This is a genomic window from Actinoallomurus sp. CA-150999 (assembly GCF_050942425.1).
Lineage (GTDB): Bacteria > Actinomycetota > Actinomycetes > Streptosporangiales > Streptosporangiaceae > Actinoallomurus.
In genome coordinates, this window is the sequence record NZ_CP192063.1 from 484,666 (window position 1) to 497,658 (window position 12,993).

Annotated in this window: 14 protein-coding genes; 5 read left to right on the plus strand and 9 right to left on the minus strand. The window is 67.4% G+C overall.

What is annotated here, in order from left to right:
- Positions 1-202: 202 nt before the first annotated feature.
- Both ACQP2O_RS02480 and ACQP2O_RS02485 read left to right on the plus strand, forming a co-directional pair.
- A complete protein-coding gene (locus ACQP2O_RS02480) occupies positions 203-856 on the plus strand; it encodes a class I SAM-dependent methyltransferase (protein ID WP_433179563.1) in 654 nt (217 codons plus the stop codon).
- A 176-nt stretch (positions 857-1,032) separates the two neighbouring features.
- Entirely contained in the window at positions 1,033-1,668 is a 636-nt protein-coding gene (locus ACQP2O_RS02485; protein WP_433179564.1) for a methyltransferase family protein, read from the plus strand.
- Positions 1,669-1,763: 95 nt separating this feature from the next.
- Here ACQP2O_RS02485 and ACQP2O_RS02490 read toward each other — a convergent pair whose 3' ends face one another.
- The 5 genes from ACQP2O_RS02490 to ACQP2O_RS02510 all read right to left on the minus strand — a co-directional run bounded on the left by ACQP2O_RS02490 (position 1,764) and on the right by ACQP2O_RS02510 (position 5,929).
- Entirely contained in the window at positions 1,764-2,300 is a 537-nt protein-coding gene (locus ACQP2O_RS02490) for a hypothetical protein (RefSeq protein WP_433179565.1), read from the minus strand.
- Positions 2,301-2,567: 267 nt separating this feature from the next.
- Positions 2,568-3,236, minus strand: a complete 669-nt coding sequence (locus tag ACQP2O_RS02495; RefSeq protein ID WP_433179566.1) for a response regulator — start codon at positions 3,234-3,236, stop codon at positions 2,568-2,570.
- Positions 3,233-4,435, minus strand: coding sequence for a sensor histidine kinase (locus tag ACQP2O_RS02500; protein WP_433179567.1), 1,203 nt, complete (start codon positions 4,433-4,435; stop codon positions 3,233-3,235). The genes ACQP2O_RS02495 and ACQP2O_RS02500 overlap by 4 nt, the downstream gene beginning before the upstream one ends.
- 32 nt (positions 4,436-4,467) lie before the next feature.
- Entirely contained in the window at positions 4,468-5,181 is a 714-nt protein-coding gene (locus ACQP2O_RS02505) for a hypothetical protein (RefSeq protein WP_433179568.1), read from the minus strand.
- A gap of 157 nt (positions 5,182-5,338) precedes the next feature.
- Positions 5,339-5,929, minus strand: coding sequence for a TetR/AcrR family transcriptional regulator (locus ACQP2O_RS02510; protein WP_433179569.1), 591 nt, complete (start codon positions 5,927-5,929; stop codon positions 5,339-5,341).
- A gap of 91 nt (positions 5,930-6,020) precedes the next feature.
- Between ACQP2O_RS02510 and ACQP2O_RS02515 the strand changes: the two genes are divergently transcribed.
- Positions 6,021-7,004: an ATP-binding cassette domain-containing protein gene (locus ACQP2O_RS02515; protein WP_433179570.1), complete on the plus strand. Its 984-nt coding sequence runs from the start codon at positions 6,021-6,023 to the stop codon at positions 7,002-7,004.
- A gap of 17 nt (positions 7,005-7,021) precedes the next feature.
- On the plus strand, positions 7,022-7,783 hold the full coding sequence (locus ACQP2O_RS02520) for an ABC transporter permease (RefSeq protein WP_433179571.1): 762 nt from the start codon (positions 7,022-7,024) through the stop codon (positions 7,781-7,783).
- Positions 7,784-7,883: 100 nt separating this feature from the next.
- Here ACQP2O_RS02520 and ACQP2O_RS02525 read toward each other — a convergent pair whose 3' ends face one another.
- The 3 genes from ACQP2O_RS02525 to ACQP2O_RS02535 all read right to left on the minus strand — a co-directional run bounded on the left by ACQP2O_RS02525 (position 7,884) and on the right by ACQP2O_RS02535 (position 9,761).
- Positions 7,884-8,114, minus strand: coding sequence for a hypothetical protein (locus tag ACQP2O_RS02525; protein WP_433179572.1), 231 nt, complete (start codon positions 8,112-8,114; stop codon positions 7,884-7,886).
- Positions 8,115-8,426: 312 nt separating this feature from the next.
- The gene (locus ACQP2O_RS02530; RefSeq protein WP_433179573.1) at positions 8,427-8,591 is read right to left on the minus strand and encodes a hypothetical protein; all 165 of its coding nucleotides are present in this window, start codon (positions 8,589-8,591) and stop codon (positions 8,427-8,429) included.
- A 99-nt stretch (positions 8,592-8,690) separates the two neighbouring features.
- On the minus strand, positions 8,691-9,761 hold the full coding sequence (locus ACQP2O_RS02535; protein ID WP_433179574.1) for an acyl-CoA dehydrogenase family protein: 1,071 nt from the start codon (positions 9,759-9,761) through the stop codon (positions 8,691-8,693).
- 98 nt (positions 9,762-9,859) lie between these two features.
- On the opposite strand from ACQP2O_RS02535, the gene ACQP2O_RS02540 reads away from it, so the two are divergent.
- A complete protein-coding gene (locus tag ACQP2O_RS02540) occupies positions 9,860-10,759 on the plus strand; it encodes an AraC family transcriptional regulator (protein WP_433179575.1) in 900 nt (299 codons plus the stop codon).
- A 98-nt stretch (positions 10,760-10,857) separates the two neighbouring features.
- On the opposite strand, the gene ACQP2O_RS02545 is transcribed toward ACQP2O_RS02540, so the two are convergent.
- Positions 10,858-12,549 carry a DUF4082 domain-containing protein gene (locus ACQP2O_RS02545; protein ID WP_433179576.1) on the minus strand — a complete coding sequence of 564 codons (1,692 nt, stop codon included), beginning with the start codon at positions 12,547-12,549 and terminating at the stop codon, positions 10,858-10,860.
- Positions 12,550-12,993 lie beyond the last annotated feature (444 nt).

Below are 12,993 nucleotides of genomic sequence, written 5' to 3' on the forward strand. Positions count from 1 at the left end.
CGAGAGGTGCTGCAAGGCCGCTATTGGATGCGATCTCTCATAAGAAAAAGACGCCCAGCAGGTCATGAGGACGATCTACGCCCACACCACGCGGGGGTGCCGGGATGGCCGTGTCAACGCGCAGTGGCCCCCGTCGTGACGAGCCGGGCCGGCGGGGCTTCTGCTGGACTCGCGGCCGCCGCCGCGTGATGATCTGTACGTGATGGACGACGTTCTGGCCGATCAGGTCGGCTATTACCGTCGCCGTGCGAGCGAGTACGACGTGACTGCGTACGGGGATGTCGCGGCGGCTCGGGAGCGCATCGCGCGGCTGGTCGCGCAGATGCGTCCGAGCGGACGAGTGTTGGAGATCGCCTGCGGAACCGGGCTGTGGACAGAGGCGCTCGTGGCCGCCGCTGACACGGTCGTGGCGATCGATGCGGCGCCCGAGGCAGTGGCCATCGCTCGTGATCGAGTGAGGTCCGGCAACGTCATTTTCGAGGTCGCCGACGTATTTTCGTGGACGACGGACGACCGGTTTGATGTGATCTTCTTCTCGGCCTGGCTTTCCCATGTGCCGATGACCCGGTTCGAACAGTTCTGGCGGATGACGCGGCGTCTCCTGGCCGAGGATGGACGCGTGTTGTTCATCGACGAGCACGCCGATATCTGCGAGAAAGAGACTTACGTCGCGGGCGCCGACGAAATCGTCGAACGGCGGCTGCGAGACGGCGGGAAGTTCCGGATCGTGAAGAACTTCGTGGACCCCGAAGCGTTGCAAGACCGGCTGCGGGATATGGGCTGGGACTGTCAGATCCGCCGGGACGGCGGCGACTGGATCCGTGGCGAGGCGCGTCCTGCGCAGTACCCCGGCTGACGATGTCCAGGCCCGCACGCTGGGAAGGCCCGGTTTCAGGCGACGACGCCCTGCGCAGCGAGCTGCGCGCGCTCGGGCGAACCGACGGTGTCAGCGCGCTTCACCTGTGGGTGGACTCTTCCGAGTCCGTCTGTGGGTGGTGGTGACGCACTTCGTACGCGGAGCAGCCTTGGGCCATGCACTCACTTCATTCCGTACTCGTCGTGCTCATCGGCGCCTGTGTCCTGACGTTTGTTGTGGCCTGGACTTTGGGTGCCGTCTATTTCGGTGTGAAGAGCCAGGCTGGTCTGGGCGGCTGGGTCCGTGGCATGCGTCGCGCCATGACTCGCCGGGCGCTGCTCATGGTGGGCGTCGGCGTGTTCGTCGTGGTGGTGAGACGCTTTCCGCATTCCTTCTGGCGCCATCTGCAGTACTGGCAGCCCGAGCTCGCGCTCCTGGGCGCCCTGATCGCCCTGGCCTCCACCGCTCTGCTGCTCTGGGCCCGCTGGGTTCTGGGCACCATGTGGGCCAGCGTTCCGATGCTCCAGGAGCACCACCAGCTGCGTACCGACGGACCGTACGGGCTGGTCCGACACCCCATCTACACCGGTCTGCTCGGCCTGGTCACCGGCGGCATGCTGGCCTGCGGCTTCGGCATCTGGATCGTTCTTCTGGTGATCGCCGTCCCCTGGCTGCTGCGCCGGGTTCGGATCGAGGATGGCCTGATGGCGAGTGAGTTCGGCGCCTCGTACGAGGCCTACCGCGCTCGCGTCCCGGCGCTGATCCCGTGGACCCGCCCGGCCGGCCTCCGCCATGCCGACGACCGGCAGTAGGGCCCAGGGTGCGGGTTATTTCCTTCGACGTCGTGTCGATCTGGTGGTCTGTCGTTCGTGTACGTGGCGAAGCCGGCGAGCCGTAACCCGGGATGTCATTCCACCGGAAGGGCGGCTTCGGTCGGCTGGATGTGGGTCAGTGTCGCCCTGGCCTTGGCCTGGAGAAGGGCCGTGCGGGTGAGCATCATGACCACCGCCATGAAGATCAGGGCGTCGGTGAGTGCGCCTCCGGAGACGGAATGGGTGGCCATCCATTTGCCCAGCTGCCGGCCGAAAACGTGTGCGGTGCCGTAGGCGAAGGCAAGGCGTGCGCCGACCACGGCGATCCACGTCAGGGCATAGCCGACGCCGGCACGGGACTTCGCGCAGCGGCGGCCTTTGGCCACGCCTTCATGTACGGGCATGAAGGCGCTGGCCAGGAGCCCCAGCAGCAGTCCCGCGACCGTGCCGGCGATTTCCAGCATCAGGCCGTACCCGCTGGTGGCGAGTTCGTCGATGAAGATCGGCACGATGGCTGCGGCGCTGATGACCGGGCGGAGAACGCGGGATCGGGTGACTCTTCGCGTGCCGAGATCGGATTCCAGCACGATGAAGAGTACGGCCAGATTCAAAATCCATACGCCCATGTCCATAGCCGTGGCCTTTCAGATTCGCGGTTTCGTTCTGCTGCGGCCACAATTTAGGAATTCGGGTATGTGTCCCACATCGGTTGGTGAACCGAGATGAGGTGGAGGTGGGGCGGGTCGAGGTCCCTCCACCCGATCTCCACCCGACTGATGTGCTACGTCACGGCGGCCGGATTCGACCTACGCGACCTCGGCATCACGGAGCACGCACGGATGCCAAAGGCCGAATCCGCTCAGCGCGGTGAAAAGTGAGCCCACACGGAAGCCCGAGGGTCACATTGAGGAGCGTCCGTCTTCCTGTCTGCTCCCAGCGAGGGTGAGGGCGAGCCGTACGGCCTCGGCGCGAGAGTGCAGGTCGGCCTTGGCGAACAGATTGTTGATGTGGGTCTTCACGGTGGCTTCGGTGATGTACAGGCGCCGGGCGATCTCGTTGTTGCGCAGGCCCTGGCCGATGAGGTCGAGGATCTCCCGTTCGCGCGCGGTCAGGGGCACAGCCGTGTCCGGCTCGGGTGCGGGGGCGCGGGTGGCGAGGGCGAGGAGCCGTGACTGCACGTCGGGGTCGAGGACCGCTTGGCCGGCGTGCGCGCCGCGTACGGCTTGGACGATCTTCGTACGGTCCGAGTCCTTGGTGAGGTAGCCGCGGGCGCCGGCGCGCAGTGCGGCGAGGATGGATTCGTCGTCCTCAAAGGTGGTCAGCACCACGACCGGCAGGCCAGGCCGGGCGGCCTGGATCCGGCGGGTGGCCTCGACGCCGCCCATGACCGGCATGTGCAGGTCCATGAGTACGACCTGCGGGTCGTGCTCATCGACCGCGGTGACCGCCTCCTCGCCGTTGGCGGCGGTGCCGACGACGGAGATGTCCGGGTCGAGGTCGAGCATGACCGCGAGTGCGTCCCGGATCGCGGCCTGGTCGTCGACGACCAACAGCCGGATCGACGTCATCGCGGCAACTCCAATCGCACTGTCCAGCCTGGGGCGGGCGATTCGGCGGGGCCAGCGTACAGCGTGCCCCCGAGCAGACTGGCGCGCTCGCGCATCCCGACCAGGCCCATCCCGCTGCCCGAGTCGTTCGGCCGGGCGCCGGGCTCGGCCGTCCCGGTGTCGGTGACGGTGAGCCGGATCAGCCGGTCGGTGTAGTCGAGCAGCAGGTGCACCTCGGCGCCGGGCGCATGCCGATGTGCGTTGGTGATCGCCTCCTGCGCGGTGCGGATGACGGCCTGGGCGACCTCGACCCGAACCCCGCCGGGCTCGCCCTGGATCTCGAAGCCGGCCGTGCCGCCGTGCGCGATACGGGCGATGGTCTCAGGAAGCGGCAACGTGTCCTCGCGCAGCGCGTGGATCGCGCGGCGGGTCTCCCCGATCCCCGACACCGCCAGGGCTCGTGCTCGCCGTACGGCCTCGTTGGCGTCCTGGTCTCGGCCCTCGGCGTGCAGGGCGTCGGCCATGTCCAACTGCATGGCGACGCCGGACAAGGCGTGGCCGAGTACGTCGTGGATCTCCCGGGCGATGCGCCCGCGTTCCTCCAGCGCGGCCTCCCGAGCCTCGGACGCGGCCGCGCGCCGGCTCTGCCGGGCGGCGAGGTCGGAGGCGGCCACCGCGTCGGCCCGTTCCCGGCGCGCGAGGCCGATGTAGAGGGGCAGGCCCACGATGAGCGAGATCCACCAGGTCCCCACGTCCGGCACGTGTAGCAGGGCGATGGCGACCCAGGTCGCGGTGGCCGTGACGGCGGTCCCGGCTCCGACGATGGTGAACGCGGCCCGCCGCGAGGCCAGCTTCTCGCCGGCGGTGATGGAGGCGAGGAACACCAATGCGTTGGCCGCAGTGGTCCCCGACAGCGGGAACAACAGCGCGCCGGCGGCCATGAACACCGACACCAGCGCTATCTGCATCCGGTCCGGCAGGCGACGCCAGGGCACGATCGACGACGCGACCCCCGCGGCGAGGGTGACCACCACCAAGCCCCAGGTCAGCCAGACGAACCGGACCGGCGGGCGCTCGACGAACTGGATCAGGCTGAGCACCGAGAGGGTACCGATGACGAACGGGCGGATCAGTTCGTCGGGGAACCGCGCCGAGGTTCCCGTCGGCGCGTCGTCGACGGGAACCCCGGCCGGGCGTGTGTCGTCAGGCTCACCGTTCATCGCCGGACATTCTCCGCCCATACCGGCCATGGTCATCGGTCACGGTGGTGCGGGTCATGCCCTTCGCGGGAGCCGCCGCTGTTCGGTCGCGGCCCATCGTACGGGGCGGAGCCGTTGTCGTTCGGCCGCCGGATGTCGAGGTTGCGCACGTCCTCGATCAGCGCCGCGAGGCCACCGCGCCGACGCGGAGGGCTTGTCTGGGACCTGGTCTGCACCTTCTCCTGCAACCCGTCCAGCAGGGACGACATCGTGGGCGGTGCGCCGTCGCGTCCCTTCGCCCACACGACCCGGCCGCTGGTGCGCATCGCCTTGGAGAGTACGGCCAGCCCCTCCACCAGCATGCCGGCGCCGAGCGTGAGCATCAGCCCACTGCTGCCGGCGTGCTCAGCGGTCGGGTCCACTACGCCCAGCACGACGCTCGCGCCGAACCTGACCGCGAGGTTGATCACCCACAACACCACGGTCGTGGCCGTGTAGCGCAGGTAGACGATGCCGTCCTTGTCGAACACGCGGATGCTCGCGCCGCGCAGCAGGCCCAGCACCAGGCTGAGCGCGGTGGAACCGACCAGGAATCCGATGGAGACCGGGGACTGGTGCACCTTGGCCAGATCGGTGAGCCCGACTCCTGCGAGCACGGCCGGGAGCAGCAGCATGCGCTTGGCCTCAGCGGGCTCGCCGAGCAGACGGCGGGCCAGGATGTAGCCGACCGCACCGATGATCAGGATGATCTCGACGGGACCGCTCACCGATCCCACCTCCTCCGCGGGGTACGTCATCTGGACGTCGCCACGGTAGGAAGCCGGCGGCCCCATCGTCGTGGGTCAGCCGCCGTATCTTGGGTGGACGTCCGTCTCCACCCGGAGCCGAGTGGGGCCGTCCAGTTCCGGTTCGCTCCCGGAGCGCTCAGCTCTCGTCCGATCGACGCAGCATGATTCCGTTTTCGAAGGTGCGGATGACCGTCGCGGTGACGCCGTGGCGGGGTAGCCGCCCGCCTTCCGACTCCTCAAGACCGGTGTAGACCAGTGCCCAGAGCACGTGCCGGATCCAGACGGGGCTCACCCCCGGGTCGAAGACCCCCTCGTCCTGGCCGCGACGGATGAGCGAGACCACCGCGTCCTCCAGTGGCGCGTCGGCCTTGGACACCCCGTAGGTCTCCAGCACGCGCGGATCGCCGAACACGAACATCAGCCGGTCGCCGACCTCGACCATCGCCGCCACCAGTCGGCGCATGGCCTCCAGCGGCGGTCCGTCTTCGATCGCCGCCGCCGCGGTGGATGCCGTGATCACCTCGACCGAGTCGTCCACCGCGGCTTTGATCAGCGTTTCCCGGTCCGGGAAGTAGCGGTGCAGGGTGGTGCGGCCGACCTCGGCGGCATCGGCGATCTCGGCGAGTGGCGCCGACCAGTCGCGGGCGAGCACAGAGGAGGCCGCGCTCAGGATGGCGCGGCGCGTGCGGTTGCGAGTTCCCGACTGCGTGTCTGCGGTGCCGCTCATTCGAAACAGCCTACAGTTGCCGATCCCCATATAGAACGCTAGCGTCCTCTTATGGAACATCAATGTTCCAAGAAGCCGACGAGGGGTGCTGATGATCCACGCCGAAGGTCTCACCCGGCGGTTCCGGGTGAGAAAGCGCACCATCGAAGCCGTCCAGGGCATCGACCTCCACGTCGAGGCCGGTGAACTGGTGGCACTCCTCGGGCCCAACGGCGCGGGAAAGTCGACGCTGCTGCGCATGCTCACCACCCTGCTTCCGCCGACCTCCGGCCGGGTGACCGTCGCCGGCCACGACGTCCTGACCGATCCCACCGGGGTGCGCTCGGCCATCGGTTACGTCGGGCAGAAGAGCAGTACGGGCGAGAACTTCCTGGTCCGAGACGAGTTGATCACCCAGGCGCGCAGCTACGGCCTGAGCAGGGCGCACGCTCGTCAGCGCGCCGACGAGGCGCTTCGGCTACTGGATCTGCAGCCGCTGGCCGCTCGTAAGCCGGCAACCCTCTCCGGCGGGCAACGTCGCCGGGTGGACGTGGCCATGTGCCTGCTCCACCGTCCCCGGCTGCTGTTCCTGGACGAGCCCTCCACAGGCCTCGATCCGCAGAGTCGCGCCAATCTGTGGGAGCACGTCCTGCGCCTGCGCGAACAACACGGTATGACCCTCTTCCTGACCACCCACTACCTCGACGAGGCCGACCGGATGGCCGAGCGGGTGCTGATCATCGACCGCGGCCGGATCATCGCCGACGGTACGGCCCAGGGGCTGAAGCGCGAACTCGCCGGAGACCAGGTCGTGGTCACCGTCGTCGATCCGACGGAGGCCGCGACCGCCACCGCCGTCGCCGAACGGATGCCCGCGGTCACCGCGGTGGAGACCGACGCGACGACCGTCCGGCTCCGCGTGCCCCGCGCCGAAACCGCGCTGCCCGAGTACCTGCGCACGCTCGACGCCGCCGGCATCACAGCCGTCACCGCCGAAACCCGACGGTCCACCTTGGACGACGTATTCCTGTCCCTCACCGGACGCAGCCTGCGCGAAGGCGACGCAACCGATCAGGACGACGGCGCCCATTCCTAGGACGGAGAAGCCGCAGCATGGTCAAGTTCCTTCGAGACACCACGATCGTGTTCTCTCGCGAATTCACCCCCGAACTACGCCAGCCCCTCAGCCTGATCTTCGCGATGATCCAGCCTCTTCTGTTCATGTTCCTGTTCGGCTGGCTGCTGCAGGGCGTGAGCGGATACGGCGCCTCCAGCGGGTCCTCCTGGCAGTGGTTCGCGCCCGGCATCCTGGTCATGATGGGCCTGTTCGGTCCGATGGCGGCCGGACATTCCCTGCTGATCGAACTGATCGGTGGTGCGACCGAGCGGATGATGGTCACCCCTCTCAGCCGCACCGCGATGCTGATCGGCCGGACCATGAAGGAGTCGGTGATCCTCCTCGTGCAGGCCACGCTCATCGTCGCGCTGGCCCTCCCGCTCGGATTCCGGCTCTACCCCGCCGGCGCGCTCGCCGGGCTGGCGTTGCTGGTGATATTCGGCATCGGTCTGAGCGGCCTGTCCTTCGCGCTCGCGATCGCCGCCCAACCCAACGGCACCCTCTTCTGGACCGTCACCCAGGTACTGACGTATCCGCTGCTTCTTCTCTCCGGCGTGCTGTTGCCGATCGAGCACGGTCCCGAATGGCTGAGGGCCATCGCCCGGCTGAACCCGATCGCCTACCTCGTACGCGCCGAGCGCGCTCTCTTCGCCGGCAAGCTCGCCGATCTTTCTGCGCTGTACGGCCTGATCGCCGCCTGTGCCCTCGCGGCCGTCGGGCTCTTTCTCGGCACCCGCACCATGCGCCGCGGGGTCTAGGGCCTGTCTCGAAGTCCGCTGTCCTACTGTGCGGCGCTACGGACGGGGACTTCGAGACAGGCCCTAGTCCCAAGATCGTGCGATCACCCGACGGCAACGGTCAGGGCAGCCGGCGCTCGCCGATCCGTGCTATGCGCCGCCGGCTGGCGTCGCCGGCGGCGAACCGCCGGTCGACGAAGGCGTCCTCGCCGGCCCCTTCGCCCAGCTGCCCGAACCACATAGCGTCCGGGTCATCACTGTCCACGTGGTTCCGCACGCGGATGCGCCAGAACACGGCGCTGGCAGCGAGGATGACGCCGACGAGGGCGCCCCAGATCAGGTAGGTGCTCATACGGCCAACGCCAACAAGGCGAGGGGCATGTCGATCACAGGCGGACCTCCGAGTGGTTGGCCAGCCACGTTTGTACGCGGATGCATCCCATCCACACGGCCGACTCGATGGCGTACAGCTCGTGGAGTATAGCGATTTTCGCCATGAAGCACCCATATGCTCACAATTAGGGCATAGCGGGATGATTTTGGGCATGTTACGGCAAGCTGGTTCTGCTGGAGGGCCTCTGAGGTTCGATGACGCCCCGTACACGCGAATGAGCTGCGCGATGCGCTCAGGGAGCGGTGACCGTGCGGGTCCCGCCAGGCCCGGTCACAGGGCGAGCAGTCCGGCGAGTGCCAGGGCGATCAGGACGACGCCGATCACCATCACGATGACCGTGCCGCCTCCGCGGTCGGGCTCGAAGACCCGGAAGACGTCCTGCCGCGTCACGAGACCGACGACCAGTGCGCCCACCCCGACGATTCCGAGCGACACGGCGGCAATGAGGAGCTGGACGTCTCCGCCGGGATGGGCGATGTGCGACGCTGCGGGGGCCGGACCGCTGCCCGGGGAGGACGACGGTCGCGGCCCGCATCAGCTTTCGGGGACGAGAGCCCGGCCGTAGTTCTCCGCCGCGAGGTAGGCCCGTAGGTGCGCGTGGCGGCTGCCGACCGCGATGTCCCGCCAGTACCGCTGCAACGCGTTGGTCGTGGCGAAGCCGCTCGCTCCGTGCAGGTCCAGCATCAGCTCCACGGCGGCCCGGCAGTCACGGGCGGCGTCCGGCAGGTCCATTCCCAGCCGCGCGTGGTCGGTCTCCGTGATGTCGCCCGCGTTGACGGCCTGCGCGGCGGCGAACAGGGTGCGTTCGGCGCGGTCCACGAGCAGCGTCGCCTGAGCCAGCCAGTGCCGCGCCGCCGGCGAATCACCCATCCGCGAGTACGCCGTCATGTACGGCTTGCGATCCGAGGCGAACATCGCGTTCGCGATGTCGAGCGCGCCGCGTGCCGCGCCCACCACCGGGGCGAGCACCGTGATCGCATAGAACACCATGGTGGCGTGAGCCGGTGGTTTCACCGGCCTCATCCGTTCTGCCGGCACCAGCAGGTCCCGGGCCACGACGGTGTGACTGCCGGTGCCGCGCATGCCGACGGAGTCCCAGGTCCGTTCGATGGTCAGGTCGGCCATGGGAATCACCGCGAACGCGTACGCGCCGTCGACCATCACCCCGAGGGCGGCCCAGGACGCGTCCTCGCAGCCGGAGACGTACGGCCAACGGCCGTTGATCCGGATGCCACCCGGCTCGGGCTCTCCACTGCCCGCCGCCAGACCGGATCCGCAGGCGAGCGCGTCCGGGTCGGCGTAGCACTCGGGTGGCACCGCGTCGCCGAAGACATCGTCGGTGAAGGTCTTGGCGGTCGCACAGGTGCCGGCGATCCAGGCGGTGGAGGGGCAGTACCGGCCCACCTCCGACAGGTGGTGAGCGACGGTGGTGGCGTCGGCCCAGGCCCCGCCGAACCGCTCGGGCGTCCGGAGGGCGAACCCGCCATGACGGCGCACCACGTCAAGGCTTTCGGTGGTCGGGCGATCCTGCTGCTCGGTCTTCTCGGCATTCCCGAGAAGGATGAGGGCCTGGTCGTGAGCGATCGCATCAGGTATCACGTCCATCGACTCAACCAGACGTGGACGTCGGCGACCATGTCCGATCGGCCCGGATGTATACGCGTGCGTCCCTTCCGAGGCGGCGCGCGACCTACGATCTGGCCATGGACATGATCAGCGAGGTGATCGGCACCATCCGTGCCGGTAACGCCTACGCTCGCCGGATCGCGGAGTCCGGCCCCTGGGGCGCGCGCTACCCCTCCTTCGCGGGCGTCGGGTTTCACATTGTGTTGAGCGGCACTGGTTGGCTGATCTCGAGGGGCGGCGAGTCGATCGCGCTGAAGCCGGGTGATGTCGTGGTCGCCCCGTACGGCTCCGAGCACGGGCTCAGCCACGCGCCGTCCGCACTCGGCGCGCTCCCGGCGGCGAGCATGAGTGGCGAGCCTCCGCGTCCCGGCCCGTCCGACTTCGAGTTCCTCTGCGGGTGCTATCGCCTGGACGGTGGCAAGGTTCATCGGTTTCTCCGTGCCCTGCCGGACGTCGTCGCGATCTCGCCGGACTACGAACGCCACCCGCAACTTCGGTCGCTGACGGATCTGCTCGACGACGACCTGTCCGAAACCCGGCCGGGCACCCACGCGACTCGATCCGCGCTCGTCGACCTCACGCTCGTCCACGCGCTGCGACATTGGCAGGAGCAGTCCAGCGACGAACCATGGCCGGGGATCACCGATCCGGGGGTCGCCGCGGCGCTGCGGGCCATCCACGACGCGCCGGACAGCCAATGGACGGTGCTGCGGCTGAGCGAGATCGCGGGCATGTCACGTACGACCTTCGTCCGGCGGTTCACCGACCTGGTCGGTAAGCCACCGGTGACATACCTGATCGACTGGCGCCTCGCTCTCGGCGCCCGGCTGCTGCGTGAGACCTCAGCGCCGCTGGCTGCGATCGCCCGACAGGTCGGCTACTCGACGGAGTTCGCGTTCGCGAACGCCTTCCGACGGGAGTACGGCACCTCACCAGGAAGATTCCGGCAGAATATGCAGGCCTCCGCCAGCCTGTGACTCTTGACCCGACGGCTACACCGTCGGCTCCACCTGCGCGGATCCATCACCTGGCTACGCAGCCTGCCAGGCCCCATGCTCCGAACTCACGACACGTCCTAACTCGATGGTGTGAACACCACGTCGACCCAGTAGTTGGTGGACTGGTAGGTCCCCGTGGGGAACGTGTTCGTGGCGCCGTAGGCGTACACACCGTTCCCGCCGGAATCAGCGCTCGCCGGCGCGGTCAAAGGACCGTTGGTGTACGCACTGGTGAAGTACGGTCGCGTCACAGAATAATTACCCAACGACGTGAAATAAGACGCGACATACGTAGTATTCGCCGTCACCGACACCGGGGTGGAAAAATTCGCCTGTTGCCAGCCCGACGCCGACTCACCGGTGAAAGTCGCACTCGCCAGCAACGTCCCGCTCGCAGTCCACAAACCTCCCACGTGAGTCCCCGTGTTCAGTGAACCCTTGTAGAACCGGATGCCACTGATGGAACCGTTCACAGACGCCGTGAACTTCACCCCGAGGGCAACTGGCTGAGCATCGGGATGCGATTGGACATCCGGAGCATCGGTACTCGTCCACAAGCTAGTAGAAACGACTTGATTGATCGTGGGTGAGGTGCTTGGGGCCCAGTGGATGGGTTGTTCTTGGTTGAAGGTGGTTCCGCCGAGGTAGACGGCGGTGATGGTGTGTTGGCCTGGGGTGAGGGTGGAGGTGGTGAGGGTGGCGGGTTGTGTGGTGCTGTTGAAGAAGGCGGTGCCGATGACGGTGTTGCCGTCTTTGAAGGCGACGTTTCCTTGGGGGGTGAGGGTGCCGCTGGTTTGCTGGACGATCGCGGTGAGGGTGACCGGTTCTCCGTTTCTGGCGGGGTTGTTGTTGGAGGTGAGGGTCGTGGTGGTCGGGCGGTCGTCGGGGAGTTGGATCAGGGTGGGGGGCTGGCTGGTGGCGCCGGTGATGGTGATGGCGTTGTTGAGGGTGAACAGGCGGCCTATGGGGTTGGCTCGGGTGTTGACGTTGATGGCGTTGGCGGCGATGAGGTTGCCGCGGAAGGTGGCGAAGGTGTTGAGCGTGGCGGAGTCGCTGATCGCCCAGTAGAGGTTGTTGGCCTGGGCGCCTCCGGTAAGGGTGATGGTGCTGGACATGGCGGCGCTGAGGGTGGCGGCTTTGAAGACGAAGATGGCGTCGGGGTTGGCTTGGGCGTCCAGGGTGAGGGTTCCGTTGATCTGGAAGTTGCCGGTGGTGGAGTCGTAGACGCCGGGGGTTCTGGTGGTGTTTCCCAGTTCCGCGGGCAAGGTGGCGTTCGGTGTCATCGCCGCGAGGTTGTTGTAGGCGGTCACGACGTCGGCTTTGGCGTTGGCCGCGGTGGAGTCGCCGGCGTGGGTGTTGCCGGTGATGGTGCCGGGCGGGAAGCCGGTGACGGTGGAGCCGGGGCTCACCCCGAGGTCTCCGATGACCGTGGTGAGATTGGTGTTGCTGACGCTTGATCCCGCCAGGACCGCGAACGGCGCCGCATTACCAATACTCACCGGCTGGGCCTGAGCACTTCCCGGTGTCATGGCGATGGCGCCCATCGAGAGAACGGCCGTCAGCGCGACGGACAGCCAGGAACGAGCGCTGTTTCGTGAGCTACGCGGGCGCCGGGCATCGTCCACGGCCGCGCATTTCCTCCAGGGGCGTACGCTGCTGCGGTTCGCTGCTGATTCCCGAGTTTCCGGACGCTGCTGAGCATTCACCCCATGCTCCAGCGCGGTCGAGCCGACCGCGTTATCGGATGCGTCGCTACGGAACATCGACATGTGACACAACTCCTCAAAGCCTCGTGCCGGAGCTCGCACAGCCACGATCAGGGCGTGAAATATCGCGCGAATGTCAGAACTCGGCCGCGAGCCGTCACCACGTGCGACGATTGTGTGCGCTTAGAACGGTAGCAAGTGCGCGTTTTAGCCGATCAACGAAGACTCCAGTTGATGGGCTTTTTTGTGCGAACCTTACCCCTCCATGTCCATGCGCGTTACTTACTTAAAGGTTTTAACTCGATATCTTGAGCTGAGCGTGCCAGCGGCGGCTCTGCTCGGCGTGTCGAATCGCTGGCCGTAAATAGGGGGAAATGGTATGGCATTTACTGATTTCCGCACATTGCTTGCATCGAAGGCACGCCTCTCGTTGGCAGCGCCTCTGGCGGCCCTTCTCGTCACGACCGTCGCCGGCGCAACGCAGAGCAACGTCGTCAAGGTACGGCC

Excerpts from the sequence above, each read along its gene's own strand:
- ACQP2O_RS02495 (WP_433179566.1), bottom strand. The coding sequence starts at position 3,236 with ATGACGTCGATCCGGCTGTTGGTCGTCGACGACCAGGCCGCGATCCGG.
- ACQP2O_RS02480 (WP_433179563.1), top strand. The coding sequence starts at position 203 with ATGGACGACGTTCTGGCCGATCAGGTCGGCTATTACCGTCGCCGTGCG.
- ACQP2O_RS02490 (WP_433179565.1), bottom strand. The coding sequence starts at position 2,300 with ATGGACATGGGCGTATGGATTTTGAATCTGGCCGTACTCTTCATCGTG.
- ACQP2O_RS02515 (WP_433179570.1), top strand. The coding sequence starts at position 6,021 with ATGATCCACGCCGAAGGTCTCACCCGGCGGTTCCGGGTGAGAAAGCGC.
- ACQP2O_RS02525 (WP_433179572.1), bottom strand. The coding sequence starts at position 8,114 with ATGAGCACCTACCTGATCTGGGGCGCCCTCGTCGGCGTCATCCTCGCT.
- ACQP2O_RS02535 (WP_433179574.1), bottom strand. The coding sequence starts at position 9,761 with ATGGACGTGATACCTGATGCGATCGCTCACGACCAGGCCCTCATCCTT.
- ACQP2O_RS02545 (WP_433179576.1), bottom strand. The coding sequence starts at position 12,549 with ATGTCGATGTTCCGTAGCGACGCATCCGATAACGCGGTCGGCTCGACC.
- ACQP2O_RS02510 (WP_433179569.1), bottom strand. The coding sequence starts at position 5,929 with ATGAGCGGCACCGCAGACACGCAGTCGGGAACTCGCAACCGCACGCGC.
- ACQP2O_RS02500 (WP_433179567.1), bottom strand. The coding sequence starts at position 4,435 with ATGAACGGTGAGCCTGACGACACACGCCCGGCCGGGGTTCCCGTCGAC.
- ACQP2O_RS02485 (WP_433179564.1), top strand. The coding sequence starts at position 1,033 with ATGCACTCACTTCATTCCGTACTCGTCGTGCTCATCGGCGCCTGTGTC.
- ACQP2O_RS02520 (WP_433179571.1), top strand. The coding sequence starts at position 7,022 with ATGGTCAAGTTCCTTCGAGACACCACGATCGTGTTCTCTCGCGAATTC.
- ACQP2O_RS02540 (WP_433179575.1), top strand. The coding sequence starts at position 9,860 with ATGGACATGATCAGCGAGGTGATCGGCACCATCCGTGCCGGTAACGCC.